The organism is Acinetobacter suaedae, from assembly GCF_008630915.1.
GTDB classification, from domain to species: domain Bacteria; phylum Pseudomonadota; class Gammaproteobacteria; order Pseudomonadales; family Moraxellaceae; genus Acinetobacter; species Acinetobacter suaedae.
Window position 1 is genome coordinate 237047 of the sequence record NZ_CP043909.1, and the last position, 19477, is coordinate 256523.

The following is a 19477-nucleotide window of genomic DNA, read 5'->3' on the forward strand; positions in this document are numbered from 1 at the left end:
TTTATGCAATCTCCAGCGGTTGATTTTTGGCATAGTCACTAGGTTTTTAATGAACTGTTGTGATGTAAATGTTAGGTGAAAGCATAGATGATACTCAGATGTCCGAATCACGGGCATTTTTGAATGGCGCAATCAAGATACTTCCGTTGTGTTTTGCGGTATTGCCGTGGGGCTTGCTTGCAGGTTCAATGGCGATTCAAGCGGGGCTTACGACTTTACAAGCTATTGGGATGTCGGCGCTGGTCTTTGCTGGTGCTGCACAATTGATGACCTTAGGTTTAGTGATGGCAGGAACACCCGCAATCACGATTATCATTTCCGTTTTTCTGATTACCACGCAGCATTATTTATATGCACTGTATTTACGTGAAGATATTTCTAAGCAACCTTTAAAAAATCGTTTGATGCTGGGTTTTTTGCTGACGGATGAGTTGTTTGCGGTGAGTATTAAAAAGCAACAACACTATATTCATTATCTACTTGGTGCTGGATTTTGTTTTTATTTGTGTTGGGTACTGTTTAGCGCTTGTGGTGTATTCCTTGCTTCTGCAGTCCCTAATTTAGATCAATACCATCTCGATTTTTCCATCGTTGCGACGTTCATCGCAATCGTAATTCCATTTATTAAAAACTTAAATACTTTGGTTGGTGTGCTTGTTTCAGTCACATTAACGGTGGTTTTTTTAAGTCTAGGGATTAAAAGTGCAGCAATCATGGCTGGAGTGATCGGGATGTTTGCTGCAACTTGCTTACAGAATTTTCGGGAGCGTAAAGTATGACTTGGTTTATCCTGATTATTCTGGCATTAGTTGTATTTATGAATCGCTATATATTGCTTGAACCTAATCTTCCTTTGCGACTGCCGAAATGGTTTCAACAATCTTTGCAATACTCCGCCCCATGTTTGTTGACGGCAATCGCAACACCAATTGTTTTTATGGATGAACATGGTGTATTTCGTGAAACTTTATTGAATCCTTATTTTCTGGCGACGATTTTAACGATTTTGATTGCGTATAAAGTCCGTCATACTTTGTTGACGATTATTTTGAGTTTGGCATGTTTTTATGGATTGGTGTTTTGGTTAAATTAAAAACTTGGGAGCATATAGATTATGCTCCCAGTTTTTGTTGCTAATGCCTTAACGCGTAGTATACCCACCATTGGCGAAAATGGTTTGTCCTGTGATCCACCAACCATCAGTGACTAAGAAACGGACTAAGGGTTCAATATCTTCGATCTTGGTTAACCCCCCCAACGCTGATGCTGACTTATGATACGCCACCGCTTCAGGTGATTCTTGGCCGTAGAAAAATGGTGTATCCATCGGGCCAGGAGCAACAGCAGTAACAGAAATACCGCGTTCACCAAACTCTTTCGATGCGGCGCGCGTGTAATGTTCCACAGGCGCTTTTAATCCTTCATAGGTTGAATAAAGACCTGTATAAGCGGCAAGTAAGCTGGTGACAATGGTACAGATTTTTCCATTTGGATTGAGATGGCGGCCAGCCGATTGAATAAAGAAATAGGCAATTTTATTGTTGATGTCATTCATGCCATCAAACTCTTGTTCAGTGGTGTCTAAATATGGTTTTTTGAGTACACGTCCGACAGTATTAATCGCAATATCTACACCGCCAAACTCTGTTTTGGCTTTTACAAATAAGTCTTCAATGTTCTGGATGTTAGATAAATCTGCTTGTACCAAGATTGCTTTAACCCCTAATGCTTGTACCGCTTTTAAGGTTTCTTCAGCATCTGATTGCGTTGCTACACTGTTGTAATGAATCAATAAATTTGCCCCTTGTTCAGCAAATTTACGTGAAATTAATCCACCTAAGTTTTTTGCACCGCCGGTAATCAGTACCGTTTTTCCTTTTAGATCATGTTGTGACATTGCTTTATTCCTCATGTTGTTTTTGCATAAAAAACATCCTAATTGAATTTATTTGTTTGAAATAGTTGTTAGTATTGAACTGATTGTGCAAAAAAGTTGAATAATAAAATGGATAAAATTGAGCGTTTAAAGATTTTTTGTCTGGTGGCTGAGAAACAATCTTTTGCCCAAGCTGCACTGCAATTGGGTTTGCCTCGTTCAAATGTGACTTATGCGATTCAAGCTTTGGAAAAAGAATATGAAGTATTACTGTTTTATCGAACCACACGCAAAGTTGCATTAACACATGAAGGCAGTTTGTTTTATGAGGAGGCAATACGTCTGGTTGCCCAACTTAAAGAGCTAAATCGTTTTAAAACACAGGTGCGTAGTCAAGAAGGTAAAATCAGTATTGGTATGCCGAAACGCTTGGCAACACAAGTGTTGATTCCTCATCTATCCGCATTTTATCAACGCTATCCTAAAGTCAAAGTGTTGATTAATGGCAGCGATGATTTTTCAAATTTGATTGAACAACAACTGGATTGTGTGGTGCGAGTTGGGCAGGTTCAGGATGAATATTTACTGATTCGACCGATTAAACAGACGCAAATCTGGACTTTGGCATCGCCACAATATTTGGCGGAATATGGTGAACCGAAGCATTTTGATGCGTTAGAACGGCATTTTGCTGTGGATTACCATGTGGCAAAACATTATCGAGAACGGAGTGAGTTAGCATTTCAAAATCATCGGATTAACATGCCTTATCGTTTACTGGTTGAAAATACAGAAGCCTATATTCAAGCAGGTTTAGCTGGCCTTGGCTTGATTCAGATCCCTGAATTTGATGCGAAAACTTATGTGGAGCAAGGACAATTACAGCGCCTCTTTTCAGATATTCCATGCTTGGAATTGCCTGTAAATATTTTGCTGACGGATCGACAATATCGCCCAAAATATTTCCAAGACTTTATTGACTGGTTAGAGCAACATTTAAAAAAACTACTTTAGCTTCTACCAGAACAATACCTCAGATCACTTTGACATGGAGAAAAATTTACAGTAAAACTAAAAATTAGAGTGATTACTCTAATTTTATGGGTGGATAAAAATGCAGATTGGTCGACAAGCATGGATGGCTCAAACTTCAGGTGATTTGTCTTTAAAAGATCGGATGGCTTTATTACGTCATAGCCTATTCCCAGTACTTAAACAAAGCATCAAGATGTATGCATTAGCAGGTCGTTCTAAGCTGAACGCTCGGCAGTTTTTGAGTGTAGAGGACTTACATTTGCCTGATAGTGATGAAGTCAAACAGGCGATCGAAAAAATGCAATCTTGTAGTTCAGTGAGTTTGCAGAATCATTGTTTACGAACATGGTATTACGCTGTGGCATTTTCCAAGTTACAAGGCTTGAGTCATGATGAGGAGTTATTGGCAGTCTCGTGTTTACTACATGACTTGGGCATGACTGAACCGCATTATCAGCATCATGAAAGTTGTCGTTGCTTTGCAGGACAGGGGGCTTATGCTGCAAAGGACTGGTCTTTAGCGCAAGGATGGCAAGCCCCACGTGCTGAGCAATTATTTGATGTGATCAGTATGCACATGAATCCTTATGTTGCGGTTGATGAAGGGATCGAAGCACATTTACTGCAACAAGCAGCCAGTTGTGATGTGATTGGAAGTCGGGGTTTTGAGTTTTCTACGCGATTTAGACAACAATTATATACGCAATATCCGCGCTTGGGCTTTAATCAGCAGATGATTGAATTTACCCAACATGAAGCATTTGTTCGACCAAAATCGCGTACAGCGATGGTGGTACAAAGTGGCTTTAAGCATTTGGTACATTTCAATCCTTATCAAAAGTGATATATGCCACCTATAACTGTGGATAAGTTCAGACTTATTCACATGATCTGTTGTCATCTTTTGGTTATATTTTATTCATAGTAATGTCATTGGGTCTTTTTAGTATGAAGGCTCTTTTTGAATGATGTTTGTGAATAATGAAAAAAACACCGTTAACTTTTACTTTATTGGCTTCAATGCTTTTAATGACCGCATGTTCTGATGGGGATAATGGTCAAAATGGATTAAACAGCTTGATTCAACAAGTGCCTTTAGCACTTGGCAATGATGACTGTTGGAGTGCTGGAACACGTATTGAAAGTGGTTTGGATAAAAATAAAAATGGTCGGTTAGATGCCAATGAAATTGAGCAAAGTTCAGTGCAATGTGGTGCCAATTTATTTGCTCAAGGCGTTGCTTTACCTTATAAAATCTTAGCAAGTTTTCAGCCAAATGGTACAACGATTGATCGTCCATTTTCCCTACGACAAGGTGGTTTTGGCTCAGATGTGGCAGCACATCCCACCAATAAAAAACAATTTTATGCCATTACTGATCGAGGTCCAAATGCTGACTATGATGATGGTGTGCATGGTGCTGGTAAGATTTTTCCTGTTCCTGATTTTGTGCCCAAAATTGGTTTATTTGAGCTACAAGATGATGGTTCAATCAAACTGATAAAAACCATTTTATTAAAAGATCGTAATGGGAAAAATATTACAGGTTTACCAAATACTGCTGCGCTGGGTGGAACAGGCGAAACGCCTTATGATATCAATGGGCATGTCATTACGGTAGATTCAACCAAGCCTTTTGATCCTGTCACAAATCCAATCAAGTTAGATGATTACGGTTTAGACAGTGAGGGTTTAGCAGCATTAAATGATGGCACATTTTGGGTTAGTGATGAGTATGGTCCGCATATTGTGCATTATGATGCCAACGGTAAAGAAATTGGTCGTATCAATCCTTTTGTTCATGATGCACGTAATACTTTTACTTTGCCGCAAGAGTTTAGCTATCGCCGTGCCAACCGTGGCATGGAAGGTTTAACCATTACACCTGACCAAAAAACATTGGTTGGAATTATGCAATCCACGATGAATTTACCGACAAAAGCTGTCAATAAATCAACATTAACTCGTATCGTGACGATCAATCTTGAAACAGGAAAAGTGGCACAATACCTTTACCGCCAAGAAATTGCAGAGAACTCGAACTCAGCGATTGTTGCGATTAATGATCATGAGTTTTTGGTGCTAGAGCGTGATGGTAAATTTCTCAAAGATACACCTGATATCATGAAACATGTGTATCGAATTGATTTGAAAGATGCGACTAATCTAGAGAGTATCATTGCGCAAGGTGATTTACAGCAAGATTCAAAGTTAGGTTTGACCATCGCAGGGAAAACATTAGAGCAGTATGTTTTGGCGCAAGGTTGGGAAGGATTACAAACGTTAAATATTCAACCTGTCAGCAAAACATTAGTTTTGGATATAAGCAAACGAGTGAGTTATGCACATGACAAAATGGAAGGCTTATGGTTGATTGATCAGCATCACCTTGGGGTGCTGAATGATGATGACATGGGGCTTTGGAGAAATGGCAACGGTTTAGAGCAAAAATATTTGGATCATGCCCGTATGCGTGTCGATACACCAACCTTATATGTCATTGATAAGCTGAATCTGTTCAAGCCATAACGAGAAATGAAGCCCAAAAGCAAAAAAACTTTTGGGCTTTTTTAAATTCATCCTTTTTAAGAAGAACGAATATGAAAATAAATAGACTGACCTTAATGACTTTAATCACCATCGTTGTGCTGCCATCGCTTAGCTATGCTGCACCTAAAGTTACTTCTCGCGAATACAAATTATTATTAGATCCCAATCATTTTAGTTACGGCAATGAAGCGAGTAATGTAAATAGCTATTTTACTCAGGCAAAAGCAGCCATCGAAAATAAAATTAGCCGAAATGTCACAGGCAGTATGAGCTTCGATACACAACGCGAAGTTCGCTTTTATGATACTCAAGGAAGCTGCCCGCTCAATAATATGGGATATAGTTTTAGAGAGCGTATCGAAAATGGCACTAAAGAAGTGACATTAAAGTATCGTGGTTATGATCACTACATGACTGATTTTGAAGATATGAGCAGCAGTGTATCTGGTGCTAAAACTAAGCTCGAAGACGATATTACCCGCAAAGATAATCTCGGCTTTCTTGTTGTTGCAAGTAAGTCGACGACGGTAACTACGTCTAGAACGATTAATGATTTTGAGGATATTAATACTTTATTTACGGGTTTTAAGAATAATTATAATTTTAGTAATCGTCAGAGTTTACAGCCTGTTGGTGGTTTGACGATTTATGAACGTAAATATGATGGTGCAACGATTGATTTAGGTGAGTTTGATGCTGATCTAGAAATGAGTTTGTGGTATACCCAAATGCCTTATACAGGCTTAAAGCCAGCCATAGTCGAAATTTCTTTTAAATATAAAGATCCAAATGCAGACTATACTAAAAAAGTAGTCTCTCGTGCCGCTTTAAGTTTTAGCGCTTTAAAAGGTTTAACCCAGTATAACGCGTCGAGTTCGGCAGCAACCAAAACTCAGTTTGTTTATCAATATCAATCAAATTTCTGTAATTAATTAAGAAAAGAACCTCCCTTTTGGGAGGTTCTTTATATCGATGAAAGATTACCAATGTTCACCTGGGAACAAACGTGCATAGGCACGTTGGATAAGATTGAGTTTTTCCTGCTCACCAACAGATGCTGTTGAGCTTGGGAATAAATTGAAACCAATCGACATCAAGATATTATTAATATCAGGTGCGACAGCATAAGTAATTGAAGCTAAGCGTCCAAGGTTGGTTGCGATTTTCTTAGGACGTTTTACGATTGCATATGCAATCAGATCCGCTGCTTCTTCAGGTGAAAGCGTTGGAACATATTTATAAATCTTTGTCGGTGCGATCATTGGAGTACGTACTAAAGGCATATAAATCGAAGTAATCGCAATTTTATGTGAATGTACTTCAGCAGATAAACAACGACTAAAAGCATCTAAAGCGGCTTTTGATGCAACATAAGCAGAAAAACGCGTTGCATTTGCGAGAACACCGATTGAACTAATATTGATGATTTGCCCATTTTTGCGTTGCATCATATGTGGAAGAAGATTCAACACTAAACGGACTGCACCAAAATAATTGAGTTGCATGGTGCGTTCGAAATCATGGAAGCGATCAATCGATTCATGAACTGCACGGCGGATTGAGCGTCCTGCATTATTTACAAGAATATCAATATGATCTACAGCCGCTAAGATGTCCTTTGAGACAGCATCGATTGACTCCATGTCATTTAAATCACATGGAAATACAGATGCTTTTCCGCCCTCTGCTTCAATCTCTGCTTTGACCTCATCCAACTTTTCTTTGGTACGAGCGATCAACAAGACATGTGCACCTGCTTGAGCAAGGTATTTTGAAACCGTTAAACCAATACCACTTGAAGCACCTGTGACAATGATTGTTTTCCCGTCGACTTTTTGCTGAAAAAGTTTTTTGAGTTTTGCGTTCATGTAAGTGTCCTACATTAATCAAGCTGTTGTTTGCAATGTATCCCTGTTACGATTAAACATTGCACTTTATTTTGTATTAATATTAACCGATTTTTTTTGTTTGTCTAGTGTAAATATTTGAAAAATAATAGTTTTTTTAGAGTAAAAACTCTAAAACAAGATATTGTAATAGTTGAAAAAGCAAGAATATTTTAGTTAATTTGAATAAAAAATAAGCCTCCAGATGGAGGCTAATGAGTTTTATCGAAATTAAACCTGTGCGAGGGCTTGTTCAAGATCTGCAATGAGGTCATCAATATGCTCAATGCCAATAGACAAGCGTACTAGGTCTTCACTGACACCTGCCGATTTGAGTTCTTCCGCGTTTAATTGGCGATGAGTTGTTGTCGCTGGATGGCATGCTAAACTTTTTGCATCACCGATGTTTACGAGACGGGTAAATAGCTGTAATGCATCAATAAAACGAGTTCCACCGTCTAATCCATCCTGAACACCAAATGAAAGGATCGCAGAAGGTTTCCCTTTCACATATTTTTGAGCTAAATCATGCTGTGGATGGTCTTTGAGTCCTGCATAATTCACCCATTTCACTTTTGGATGTTGTTTTAAATATTCCGCAATTCTGATTGCATTTTCGGTATGACGTTCCATACGAAGATTTAAAGTTTCTAATCCTTGTAAAATTAAGAATACACTCAAAGGGCTAATTGCTGCGCCTGTATTACGTAATGGAACGACGCGCGCGCGTGCAATATAAGCAGCCTCTCCAAGTGCTTCCACATAATTGACGCCGTGATAGCTTGGGTCAGGGGTATTTAATGCCTTGAAACGTTCTGGATATTTACCCCAAGGAAACTTCCCACTATCCACAATGATGCCGCCAATACTATTACCATGACCGCCGATATATTTGGTGAGTGAATGAATTACGATATCGGCACCAAATTCAAATGGTTTAAGTAGGGCAGGCGTCGCCACGGTATTGTCCACAATCACGGGTACGCCATATTCATGCGCAATTTTTGAGATCGCTTCAAGGTCAATAATATTACCGAGTGGATTACCAATTGATTCCACAAAAACTAATTTGGTTTTTTCATCAATAATTGAACGTAATACTTCTGGATTCTGATAATCAAAGAAGCGTACTTCGATACCTTGTTTCGGTAAAGTATGGGCAAATAAATTATAGGTTCCTCCGTATAAAGTTGAAACAGAAGCAATATTGTCACCTGCTTCAGCAATGGTTTGAATCGAGTAAGTGATTGCTGCCATACCAGAGGCTAAAGCTAAAGCACCAATACCACCTTCAAGCGCTGCGAGACGTTGCTCCAGCACAGCGGTGGTTGGATTCATGATCCGAGTGTAGATATTTCCCTGAACTTTTAAATCGAATAAATCTGCCCCATGTTGTGTGTTATCAAAGGCATAAGAAGTGGTTTGATAAATGGGTACTGCAACTGCTTTGGTGGTTGCTTCTGGTGAATATCCCGCATGAATAGCTAAAGTTTCATCTTTATAAGTCATGTTTACATCATCTACGTGAGTTAAATAATGATCGAGTGTAGCCGAAAAAATATCCAGGATGGTGCATAATTTATGCGATTTTTAGCATTTTTATTTATATGCATAGTAAGTAATTATTCAATGAGTTCGAGCTTATTAACGTAAATAAATTTCGTAATATGCTGAAAAATAAAATCCTTTTAATTCCTCCAAACAAAATCCAACTTAACTTCATGTTGATTGGGTTTTCAGCGTATAATACGTGCGATTATTTTTCGCTTTTTTTGCGATGTGTTGGTTTTTCAATTGAGGAGTCCTGCGTGGCCCAATATATTTATACGATGAACCGAGTGTCTAAAATGGTTCCGCCTAAGCGCGAAATCTTAAAAGACATCTCTTTATCATTTTTCCCAGGTGCAAAAATTGGTGTGCTTGGTTTAAACGGTGCGGGTAAATCTACTTTGCTCCGTATTATGGCGGGCGTAGATAAAGATTTCTCAGGTGAGGCACGTGCACAACCTGGAATCAAAATCGGTTACTTAGAGCAAGAGCCGCCATTAGATCCAACCAAAGATGTTCGTGGTAACGTTGAAGATGGCGTACGTGAAGCACTTGATGCTTTAGAACGTCTTGACCAAGTGTTTGCTGAATATGCTGATCCTGATGCAGATTTTGATGCGCTTGCAAAAGAGCAAGAAAAATTGGAATCGATCATCCATGCTTGGGATGCGCATAATCTAAACAATCAACTTGAAATCGCAGCAGATGCTTTGAATCTTCCAGCTTGGGATGCAGATGTTACGAAACTTTCTGGTGGTGAACGTCGTCGTGTAGCGCTTTGTCGTTTATTGCTTTCCAAGCCAGACATGTTACTGCTAGATGAACCGACGAACCATTTGGATGCTGAATCAGTATCTTGGTTAGAACGTTTCTTGAAAGATTTCCCTGGCACCATCGTTGCGATTACGCATGACCGTTATTTCTTGGATAACGTGGCTGAGTGGATTCTTGAACTTGACCGTGGACATGGTATTCCATACCAAGGCAACTATTCTTCTTGGTTGGAACAGAAAAATGCTCGTTTAGAACAAGAGCAGAAACAAGAAGAATCTTTTGCTAAAGCTTTGAAAAAAGAACTTGAATGGGTTCGTTCAAATGCGAAAGGCCAGCAGAAGAAAAACAAAGCGCGTATGGAGCGTTTTGAAGAGCTTAACTCTAAAGAATTCCAACAGCGTAATGAAACGTCTGAAATCTATATTCCACCTGGTCCACGTTTAGGCAACAAGGTTGTGGAAGTGGAAGGGATCAGCAAATCATTCGATGGTCGCTTATTGTATGAAAACTTAAGCTTCAGTGTACCTCCAACAGCAATTGTGGGTATCGTTGGTCCAAACGGTGCGGGTAAAACGACCTTATTCCGTATGATGACTGGTGAGCAGCAACCAGATACGGGTACTGTAACTTTAGGTGAGTCAGTTAAAGTGGCTTACGTAGGTCAGATTCGTGACACCTTGGATAACAACAAAACAGTCTGGGAAGAAGTTTCTGGCGGTTTAGATATCCTGAAAATTGGTGATTACGAAATTGCATCACGTGCTTATATCGGTCGCTTTAACTTTAAAGGTCAAGATCAGCAAAAACGCGTAGGTGAATTGTCTGGTGGTGAACGTAACCGTTTACAACTTGCCAAAATCCTTCAAATGGGCGCTAACGTCATCTTACTGGATGAGCCATCGAACGATTTGGATATCGAAACTTTACGTGCACTTGAGGATGCCATTTTGGTGTTCCCAGGTACGGTAATGGTGGTATCGCATGACCGTTGGTTCCTTGACCGTATTGCAACGCATATTCTGTCATTTGAAAATGAACAGCCTGAATTCTATACAGGTAACTATGCAGAATATGAAGCATATCGTCAGTCACGTTTGGGTGATGCTGCAACAACGAAACGCTCTAAATATAAGAAAATTTCGGGCTAAGACTTGATTGATAAAAACCAGCCTGAGGGCTGGTTTTTTACTTTTATACAAAAATGATACTTGTAAATCCTTCATCTAGTGTTGGGGCTTCTATGGCTGCGAAAACATTCTTGAGAGCCTGTTCATCAACCTTGGTATCTAAGGTTCTATTGTTATTTCGTTCTAGACAAATCGATAAAGGTGTTTTGAACATCACTGCCACACATTCAATATTATGGAAACGTGCGATTTCTAGAATAGGTGCTCTTTCCTCTTTTTTGACTAAGATGGCATCAAAAATAATATTATAAGGCTCTTTCTTTATTTTTTTGTCAGCCCAAGTACTTTTACCAGCAGCTTGGCAACCAATCAAGACATAAACGATTTGTACGCTTGATTTGTTAATGATTTCATTTTCTAAGTCATGAAAGCATTTTGCCCATGCCATCTGATTTCGTTCACTTGTGAAAACTCTACCAGCGACAGTTTCTAAATAGTGGTCGGGGTTGATATGCATGCTTTTAATTTAATATTTTTGAGTAATGATGTAGACCTTATTTTAGGCTGAATAAGGTCTTGAGTTCTATAATGGGTTATTTATTAAAATCACCGTGTAGATCTGCCCAGATCAGTGACGGAGCGACAGTAATAACATCAAAGGTCATTGCTAAAGGGTACAAAGCCATTCGAGTCGCGCGTTTAACAGGATGCTTTTTCGTTATTTCAGTTTTTTGCTGTAATACGATTGAGTAAGGAGTGGGGAGCTTTTGTTGAATCTTCTGAGTTACGGTTGTTTGATAAATCTTGCCCTTAAAGCGAATTATGGTGAAAGGGTAAAATACTTGTTGTTGATTTTCCATTGCCATGAAATGGTTGGTAAAACCTAATGTTCTTAAAAGCTCTTTCTGTTTTTCATCTATTTTAGAAGTAGGGTTATTATACCGAATCGTAATTTCACCATGGAAATGGGTAGAATCATCCATTACTAGCTCGATTGGGGATGGTGTTTTTAACGTTCTCTGTTCTGCTGGAATGCTTTTGATAATATTGAGTAAGTTTGAGCTGCCTTCTGTCATCAAATAATTATAGTCTTGACCGACAAATATGAAACCGTACTCCTTCTGATCTTGGACTGCTTGGCCCAATGCAATAATTTGATCTGTTTTTAATGTTGTGGTTTGAACATGTGTCGTTTCATTAGGCAAGGCATCGGAGAGAAGCGTAGTAGCACAACCACTCAAACCGAAACTTGCAATTAAGGCGAAAATAAAAAAAGTTTTGTACATGAACATTACTCGAACTATTAGAGAAATTATTTTTGTCTATCACATGAAGTGTTAAATTGTGTTGCTTGATTGAATAAAAGAGCAACTCGCAACATTTTTGTAATTTTATTACACCATGCTTCACTGCTATAGTACCTTTCTGCAATTTACTGTAATGGTGTGCTGTTGAGACGTCCACTTGTATTCATGACACTCTTGCTAAGTTTGTTCATGTTCCAAAGTATTTGGAATGTGGCGGCAGCGTATTGCGGTCATGAAAGTGCAACTCAGCAGACTGTTTCGGTTAATCATTTTGGTCATCATGCGTTGGATAACTCTAAAGAGCAACAAAGTTCTTTAGTCGCAGTTCAAGAGGCAGATGCTCCATGGTTGTTGAACGTGCAAGATCATCACGATCATTTGCCAACATGTTTTCATGCAATTGTTATTCAAGAACAACAGCAATTGAAGCAACCAATTCTACGGATACATGAATTAGAACAAAAATATAACTGGTCCAATCATTACCAGTCGCCATATCTAACAAGCTTAAATCCCCCTCCAGTCTTTGCCCCACTATGGGTGGGGTAGTTTCAAAATACTCACCAGAAAGCCCTCTATTTCAATACGTCATTTCACCATTTTGTTAGGTAAATGATTGAAGTAGATCATAAATGAACAATTTTATTCATTTTGTTTGGAGGTCAAATCCTCGATTCAGATGAATCAAAAACATTTAAATCAGGTGAAGATAATGTCGATTCAATTTAATAAAAAACTATGTTTTATGGTGTTATTCCTTTCAACAAGCTTGGCAAATGCTGATGGAGGTTTAATTTTCTTAGAAAAAAACCTTCAGTCTCAACAAGAAATGAAGGCAAATGTTGGAAATAGCATTAAACACAGTAGCAACAAGCATAAGTGTAAAGTATCGAGTTAATTTTTTAGGGAACTGCTAACTTTGTTGTTAGCAGTTTTCCTCAGCTAAAGATAACGTATTGGTGTGTGAATCTTGTTTATCAAAAGATTTTATGCTGGATGAGTAGATGTAATTTTATTACATCCAGCTTCCTTGCTATAGTCTAGCTGAGCAATTTTTGTCTAAAGAGTAAATTTTGCGTCGATCAAGTATTTTTATTACCGTCTTACTCAGTCTTTTCATATTCCAAAGTCTTTGGAATGTGGCGGCGGCGTATTGTGGTCATGAAAGTACAACGCAGCAAACGGTTTCTGTCGGTCATTTTGGTCATCATGTACCAGAAAATATGGATGAGACTGAAATACCTGCCTTGAAGGTAAATCAAGATTCAAGTGATTTACCGATGCCATTAAGTTTGCAAGATCATAATGATCATTTGCCATCCTGTTTTCATGTCGTAGTTACTGAAGCACAGCAACAGCTTGATCATCTTGTTTTTAGCGATCATAAGACAAAACAAAAATATTATTGGTCTAATTCTTATCAGTCTCCGCATCTATCTGGATTAAATCCGCCGCCGCTACTAACCCCGCTATAGGTGGGGTAGCCGAAAAATAGCCCACCGCATCTTCTTTTATTTGCGGGGCTTTATATGTCTTTTAATCTATCTCAGCGTATCGGTACGTTGAAAAATCACACGCTCAATCCTGCGACGCATTCCATTGCTTTGAAATATTCGGTATTGGCTTTAGTTGCGGTGCTTTCCAGCCCATCGGTTTTGGCGGAATCATTATTAAATGCGAATCAATCATCGATCACTATCGCACAGCAAAATGCGAGCTTTGATGGGGTGTTAGCGCGCGTTCGCAACTATCAAAATCAACAATCCAGTTGGCAAACACAGCAACAAATGGCGAGTGTGCAACTTAAGCAAAGTGCTCTGTGGGCCAATCCTAGTCTTTCGGTCGAACAAACAGGCTTGCAAAGTGATCAGGATCGCGAACTCTCCATTGGTATTTCACAACCTTTAGATCTATTTGGGCAGCGAAAGGCCGCGCAAAAGGTCGCGAAGCTTTCTGCTCACCAAGTAGATTTGTCACAGCAGCGTTATAACGCTGAATTGGAATTAATTGTTGAATATGTATGGTCTCAAGTCGCGTTATTGCAATTGGAAAAGGCAGCGATCACTGAGCAATTACAGGTGAGTCAGCAGAACTTAGAGGCAACTGAAAAACGTTATCAAGCAGGGAGTATTGCCCAAGTCGATGTTGAGCGGGTTCGTATGGCACATCTTGAGAACCAGCGACTTAGCCAACAAGCAGATTTACAGCTCCAAGTTGCGCAAAAACAGTTGGCTGGATTATGGGGGGAAAGCACGCCATCTTTTTCGATTCAGCCCAATTTAAATGAGCTTTGGACGCAGGCAATGACCATTCAAACTGTGTCTGAACAAAATCAGAACCTTTTTGAACAAGGCTTACAGCTCGAAACGCAGCGTCAACAGGCGCATATTGAACAGCTCAAAGCGCAGTCGCGTCCTCAACCAACGATGACCTTGGGGGTAAATCGTACGCGTTCGGCAGACCAAAATACTGAAAGTCAAATTCGATTAGGCGTAGAGATCCCACTCAATATTTTTAATTCACAAAAATATGGAATCCAAATTGCGCAAGCTAAACAGACTTTAATTCAACAACAGCAGCGTTTTTATCGTCAGCAAAATCAGTTGGATATCGATCTTCGCATGACTGAGTTAAAAGCCTTGCAAAGCCAATATCAACAATTGAGTGATCAGCAAATACCGTTAGCGATACAAGTTCAACAAAAAACCTTGCAAGGTTTCCGGTTGGGTAAGTTTTCTGTGACAGATGTTCAGCAAGCCACAATCCAGCTACAAGACGTTCGTTTGCGTAAAGTCCAACTGCTCAAGCAAGCATGGCAACTCAATATCGATGTGCAAACGGCACGTATGGGGCTTTCCTCAGATCAGATCACTGCTAAAGATGCATTGATGCAACTCAACCAACGCATGTGGCAACAAGCAAGTGCTTTCCCAAGCCAAGTCGGAGAATAATGTAATGAAGATGAAATCAAAAATGCCTAAGCAATGGGTTTGGATTGCAGTCATCCTTGTTGTTACAGGTTTTCTCGCAACAGTTTTACTCTGGGAAAAAGGCAGTAAGCCACAAAGCGAACAAGGTCATTCTCATCAGGAAAATGAAGCAGATGAACATACAAATGATGCATCAGCAGGGGAGCATGATGAAGATGGTCTGAGTTTGACCTTAGAGCAAATGCAACAACATAACTTGAAGCTTGCTCAGGTGGCTATGGGTGAGGTCAATCAGATTCAAAGTTATCCTGCGAAACTGGTCGTTAACACAGATCGACAAGCTCATGTGTCGCCAAGTTTTGCGGGACGAGTTGAATCGGTTTATGTCGAATTAGGGCAGCAAGTGAAACGTGGTCAAGCATTGGCAAATCTTCTCGTGCCAGATTTGGTTGATCAGCAAGCCAACTTGCAAATCGCGCAAACCAATTTGGAACTTGCAAAGCAAGATTATGAGCGTGAACGAAGCTTATGGTCACAAGGAATTTCAGCTAAGCAAGAATACCAACGTGCTTACAATGCCTATCGCCAAGCACAAATCCAAGTTCAAGCTGCACGTTCACGTTTAACGGCTTTTGGCGCTGGCTCTGGGTCGAATGGTCGATATACCTTAACCGCACCCATTAGTGGTGTAATTAGCAATAAAGACATTGTGATTGGAGAAAATGTTCAACTCGCCGACCAATTATTTACCATTGATCAGCTAGATCAATTGTGGTTGGAATTTGTGTTGCCGACTATAGCGAATGTCAATGTGCAACCAAACCAACAGATTCGATTTAAGTCTCTACAAACAGGCAATATTTTTAATGCTCAAGTACAAAGCCTGACAACAGAAGCTGATGCACAAACAGGTCGTTTACAGGTTCGTGCCAAAGTGCAATCCAATGCGACTGAATTGCGTCCAAATCTCATGGTGAATGTGGAATTGCAATCTGGTTCAACTGCATCAGTGATACGTGTGAGTGCAGAGGCAATTCAACAAGTTGATGGCAAGCAGGTGGTATTCGTTGCAGAGAAAAATCAGGATAAAGGTTTTGAGTTTAAAGCAGTTCCAGTACAAATTGGGCAGCGAAACATTTCAGAGAAGCAGGATGGTGAGTGGGTTGAAATTAAGCAAGGTTTAAGTGTTGGACAATCTTATGTCGCAGCAGGCAGTTTCTTACTGAAATCGGAACTTGAGAAAGGAGAAGCGGAACATGACCACTAATTCTTCTCAGTTACCTAAACCCGAAGGGCTGTTTGATCGTTTGATCCAGTTTGCGATTCGCAATGCCATTTGGGTCATGCTCTTTGTGATGACATGGATTGCCGTTGGTGTCTGGAGTTATCAAAAACTGCCGATTGATGCGGTACCTGATATTACCAATACGCAGGTACAAATTAATACTCAGGCCAATGGCTATACTGCTTTAGAAGTTGAGCAAAGGATTACTTATCCGATCGAAACAGCGATGGCTGGTATTCCGAATCTGGAACAGACCCGCTCAATTTCGCGCTATGGTCTATCCCAAGTGACCATTATTTTTAAAGATGGTACGGATATTTACTGGGCACGACAGTTGATTAATCAGCGTTTGCAGGAGGCTGATGGGCAGTTGCCTGATGCAGTTGATCCTGTGATGTCACCGATTTCCACAGGACTTGGAGAGATTTACCAATGGGTGATTAAAGCCAAAGCCGATGCCAAAAAAGAGGACGGAACACTCTATACGGCTATGGACTTGAGAGAGATCCAAGACTGGATCGTACGGCCTCAATTACAGCGCGTCAAAGGTGTAGCCGAAATTAATAGTATTGGAGGCTATAACAAAACCTATATTGTTTCTCCCGATTTAAAGCGGTTGCAGCAACTCCAGATTTCCTTAACCGAGTTCCAAACGGCGTTACAGGAAAATAATGAGAACCGTGGTGCTGGCTTTATTGAAGAAAATGGTCAGCAGCTCACAGTGCGTGTACCGGGGATGTTGAGCAGCGTTGAAGATATTCAAAATATTACGGTCAGTGTTAAAAATGGTCTACCCATTCGTGTTGCAGATATTGCATCGGTTGCGATTGGACATGATTTACGTACGGGCGCGGCAACCTATAATGGCGAGGAAACCGTTCTTGGCATTGCCATGATGATGATGGGTGAAAATAGCCGTACTGTTGCCCAAGCTGTTGATGCAAAAATCCAAGAAATTCAAATGACCTTGCCAAAAGGTGTTGAGATTGAAACGGTCTATGATCGTACCAGTCTCGTGAATAAAGCCATTAAAACAGTTCAAAAAAACTTAGTAGAAGGTGCGATTCTGGTCATCGTCATTCTATTTATTTTCTTGGGAAATTTCCGAGCAGCACTAATCACAGCCTGTGTTATTCCACTCTCAATGTTATTTACGCTTACAGGAATGGCAGAGCAGAACATCAGTGCCAACTTGATGAGCTTGGGTGCATTGGATTTCGGGATTATCGTTGATGGCGCAGTTGTTATTGTAGAGAATTGTATTCGGCGATTGGCAGAAGCACAGCATCATGCAGGACGGTTATTAACCCGACAAGAGCGTTTTAAAGAGGTCTTTCTTGCGGCAAAACAGGCACGTAAACCTTTATTGTTTGGGCAAGCCATTATTATGGTGGTGTATTTACCGATTTTCGCTTTAACAGGTGTTGAGGCGAAGATGTTCCACCCAATGGCAATGACCGTAGTCATGGCATTGCTAGGTGCAATGATTTTGTCGGTAACGTTTGTACCAGCCGCGGTTGCGTTATTTGTCACGGGTGAGGTGAAAGAGAAAGAATCGCGTTGGATGCAAGCTTTAAAAGGAAAATATCAACAGCTTTTAGATCTGGCTTATCAGTTTAGGTTGGTCGTGGTGACTTTAGCGATCAGCATTTTGCTGTTGACGGGAATTTTAAGCACCAAGATCGGGAGTGAATTTGCGCCTCAGTTAAGTGAGGGTGATTTTGCCGTGCAGCAGATGCGTTCTCCAAGTACGGGTTTAGAGCAGTCTTTGCGGATGCAAGAAACCACTGAAAAGTTGATTTTGAAAAACTTCCCTGAAGTAAAAGCGATTTTTGCACGAACAGGGACGGCTGAGGTGGCAACCGATGTGATGCCGCCTAATATTTCAGATGCGGTGATTTTATTAAAGCCGAAAAAGGAATGGGAAAATCCCAAAGAGAGCATTGATGAATTACGTACACGAATGCAAGCCTTTTTAGCAACAATTCCTGGTAATAACAGTGAGTTTTCCCAACCGATTGAATTGCGTTTTAATGAGTTGATCTCAGGCATACGTAGTGATGTTGGTATCAAGGTTTTTGGTGATGATATGGATGTATTGAATACGCAAGCTCAAGCAATTGCACAAAAAGTACAGAATATATCCGGTGCGACAGCGGTAAAAGTCGAACAAACCAGTGGACTACCTGTGTTAAATGTGGAGATTAATCATGCTTTGGCTGCACAGTATGGTTTATCCGTAAGAAGTATTCAGGATGTTGTTGCTGCGAGTGTAGGTGGACAAAATGTTGGGCAAATCTTGCAAGGAGATCGTCGTTTTGATTTTGAAATTCGTTTGCCAGATCACCAACGTACCGCACAAAGCTTGGCACAACTCCCAATCCAGTTACCGAATGGTGGTTTAGTTCAATTGCAAGACGTTGCCAAAGTCGAAACGATTTCTGGTATGAGTCAAGTTGGTCGTGAAAATGGTAAACGTCGAGTCATTGTCACTGCAAATGTGGAAGGACGTGATTTAGGTTCATTTGTGCAAGAGTTGCAAGCCACATTAAAACAGCAACCTTTACCCGCGGGCTATTGGCTGGAATACGGTGGGCAGTTTGAGAACTTAGCTTCTGCAGCAGCACGTATGCAGATCGTCATTCCTTTGGCCCTGATTGCAATTTTTACTTTGTTAATGGCGGTATTCCACAATTTCAAAGAGAGCTTATTGGTATTTAGTGGCGTGCCATTTGCTTTATCTGGCGGTCTTGTGGCGTTGTGGTTGCGAGATATTCCATTGTCGATGTCTGCAGGTGTCGGTTTTATTGCGCTTTCAGGTGTCGCAGTCCTAAATGGTTTGGTGATGCTCAGTTTTATCAAAGAGCTTCGTGAACAATTCGACCTGCATATTGCCACATGGCAAGGTGCGATTTTACGGTTACGCCCTGTTTTGATGACTGCTTTTGTGGCATCACTGGGTTTTATTCCGATGGCGATCGCAACGGGTACAGGTGCTGAAGTTCAGCGTCCACTAGCAACAGTCGTGATCGGTGGAATTATTTCATCGACTTTACTGACTTTGGTGATCTTGCCTGTGGTCTATCGTTGGATGAATGAGAAAGCGACCAGTCAGGCTATTTGGGAGGAATGACAGCCTTTGCTATCGTGATAGGCGGC

Annotated in this window: 18 protein-coding genes; 13 read left to right on the forward strand and 5 right to left on the reverse strand. The window is 40.3% G+C overall.

What is annotated here, in order from left to right:
• The first annotated feature begins 68 nt into the window (after nt 1-68).
• Nucleotides 69-779 carry an AzlC family ABC transporter permease gene (locus tag F2A31_RS01125; RefSeq protein ID WP_150024822.1) on the forward strand — a complete coding sequence of 237 codons (711 nt, stop codon included), beginning with the start codon at nt 69-71 and terminating at the stop codon, nt 777-779.
• Complete coding sequence (locus F2A31_RS01130) at nt 776-1093, forward strand: AzlD domain-containing protein (RefSeq protein WP_150024823.1); 318 nt, start codon at nt 776-778, stop codon at nt 1091-1093. Before F2A31_RS01125 ends, F2A31_RS01130 begins: the two co-directional genes overlap by 4 nt.
• A gap of 48 nt (nt 1094-1141) precedes the next feature.
• On the opposite strand, the gene F2A31_RS01135 is transcribed toward F2A31_RS01130, so the two are convergent.
• Nucleotides 1142-1897: an SDR family oxidoreductase gene (locus tag F2A31_RS01135; protein ID WP_150024824.1), complete on the reverse strand. Its 756-nt coding sequence runs from the start codon at nt 1895-1897 to the stop codon at nt 1142-1144.
• A 108-nt stretch (nt 1898-2005) separates the two neighbouring features.
• Here F2A31_RS01135 and F2A31_RS01140 point away from each other — a divergent pair, with 108 nt between their 5' ends.
• From F2A31_RS01140 to F2A31_RS01155, 4 genes are all read left to right on the forward strand, one after another.
• Nucleotides 2006-2890: a LysR family transcriptional regulator gene (locus tag F2A31_RS01140; RefSeq protein ID WP_005087070.1), complete on the forward strand. Its 885-nt coding sequence runs from the start codon at nt 2006-2008 to the stop codon at nt 2888-2890.
• Between the two features lie 100 nt (nt 2891-2990).
• Complete coding sequence (locus F2A31_RS01145; RefSeq protein WP_150024825.1) at nt 2991-3755, forward strand: HD domain-containing protein; 765 nt, start codon at nt 2991-2993, stop codon at nt 3753-3755.
• A 137-nt stretch (nt 3756-3892) separates the two neighbouring features.
• A complete protein-coding gene (locus tag F2A31_RS01150) occupies nt 3893-5440 on the forward strand; it encodes an esterase-like activity of phytase family protein (RefSeq protein WP_150024826.1) in 1548 nt (515 codons plus the stop codon).
• 71 nt (nt 5441-5511) lie between these two features.
• Nucleotides 5512-6393 carry a hypothetical protein gene (locus tag F2A31_RS01155; protein ID WP_150024827.1) on the forward strand — a complete coding sequence of 294 codons (882 nt, stop codon included), beginning with the start codon at nt 5512-5514 and terminating at the stop codon, nt 6391-6393.
• Nucleotides 6394-6441: 48 nt separating this feature from the next.
• On the opposite strand, the gene F2A31_RS01160 is transcribed toward F2A31_RS01155, so the two are convergent.
• Together F2A31_RS01160 and F2A31_RS01165 are read right to left on the reverse strand one after the other, a co-directional pair.
• On the reverse strand, nt 6442-7329 hold the full coding sequence (locus tag F2A31_RS01160) for an SDR family NAD(P)-dependent oxidoreductase (RefSeq protein WP_150024828.1): 888 nt from the start codon (nt 7327-7329) through the stop codon (nt 6442-6444).
• Nucleotides 7330-7578: 249 nt separating this feature from the next.
• On the reverse strand, nt 7579-8856 hold the full coding sequence (locus tag F2A31_RS01165) for an O-acetylhomoserine aminocarboxypropyltransferase/cysteine synthase family protein (RefSeq protein ID WP_150024829.1): 1278 nt from the start codon (nt 8854-8856) through the stop codon (nt 7579-7581).
• A gap of 299 nt (nt 8857-9155) precedes the next feature.
• Here F2A31_RS01165 and ettA point away from each other — a divergent pair, with 299 nt between their 5' ends.
• Complete coding sequence (gene ettA / locus F2A31_RS01170) at nt 9156-10817, forward strand: energy-dependent translational throttle protein EttA (protein ID WP_109440996.1); 1662 nt, start codon at nt 9156-9158, stop codon at nt 10815-10817.
• Between the two features lie 43 nt (nt 10818-10860).
• Here ettA and F2A31_RS01175 read toward each other — a convergent pair whose 3' ends face one another.
• Together F2A31_RS01175 and F2A31_RS01180 are read right to left on the reverse strand one after the other, a co-directional pair.
• Nucleotides 10861-11244: an AAA family ATPase gene (locus F2A31_RS01175; RefSeq protein WP_228715637.1), complete on the reverse strand. Its 384-nt coding sequence runs from the start codon at nt 11242-11244 to the stop codon at nt 10861-10863.
• Nucleotides 11245-11389: 145 nt separating this feature from the next.
• Nucleotides 11390-12082: a YidX family protein gene (locus F2A31_RS01180; protein ID WP_150024831.1), complete on the reverse strand. Its 693-nt coding sequence runs from the start codon at nt 12080-12082 to the stop codon at nt 11390-11392.
• Between the two features lie 165 nt (nt 12083-12247).
• Here F2A31_RS01180 and F2A31_RS01185 point away from each other — a divergent pair, with 165 nt between their 5' ends.
• The 6 genes from F2A31_RS01185 to F2A31_RS01210 all read left to right on the forward strand — a co-directional run bounded on the left by F2A31_RS01185 (nt 12248) and on the right by F2A31_RS01210 (nt 19451).
• Nucleotides 12248-12652, forward strand: a complete 405-nt coding sequence (locus F2A31_RS01185) for a cation efflux protein, CzcI-like (protein WP_407643267.1) — start codon at nt 12248-12250, stop codon at nt 12650-12652.
• Between the two features lie 163 nt (nt 12653-12815).
• Complete coding sequence (locus tag F2A31_RS15860; RefSeq protein ID WP_150024832.1) at nt 12816-13001, forward strand: hypothetical protein; 186 nt, start codon at nt 12816-12818, stop codon at nt 12999-13001.
• A 175-nt stretch (nt 13002-13176) separates the two neighbouring features.
• On the forward strand, nt 13177-13578 hold the full coding sequence (locus F2A31_RS01195) for a cation efflux protein, CzcI-like (RefSeq protein ID WP_150024833.1): 402 nt from the start codon (nt 13177-13179) through the stop codon (nt 13576-13578).
• A gap of 54 nt (nt 13579-13632) precedes the next feature.
• On the forward strand, nt 13633-15054 hold the full coding sequence (locus F2A31_RS01200; protein ID WP_150024834.1) for a TolC family protein: 1422 nt from the start codon (nt 13633-13635) through the stop codon (nt 15052-15054).
• 4 nt (nt 15055-15058) lie between these two features.
• A complete protein-coding gene (locus tag F2A31_RS01205; RefSeq protein ID WP_150024835.1) occupies nt 15059-16300 on the forward strand; it encodes an efflux RND transporter periplasmic adaptor subunit in 1242 nt (413 codons plus the stop codon).
• Nucleotides 16290-19451 (forward strand): efflux RND transporter permease subunit, encoded by a 3162-nt coding sequence (locus F2A31_RS01210; RefSeq protein WP_150024836.1) that lies wholly within the window; start codon nt 16290-16292, stop codon nt 19449-19451. The genes F2A31_RS01205 and F2A31_RS01210 overlap by 11 nt, the downstream gene beginning before the upstream one ends.
• Nucleotides 19452-19477 lie beyond the last annotated feature (26 nt).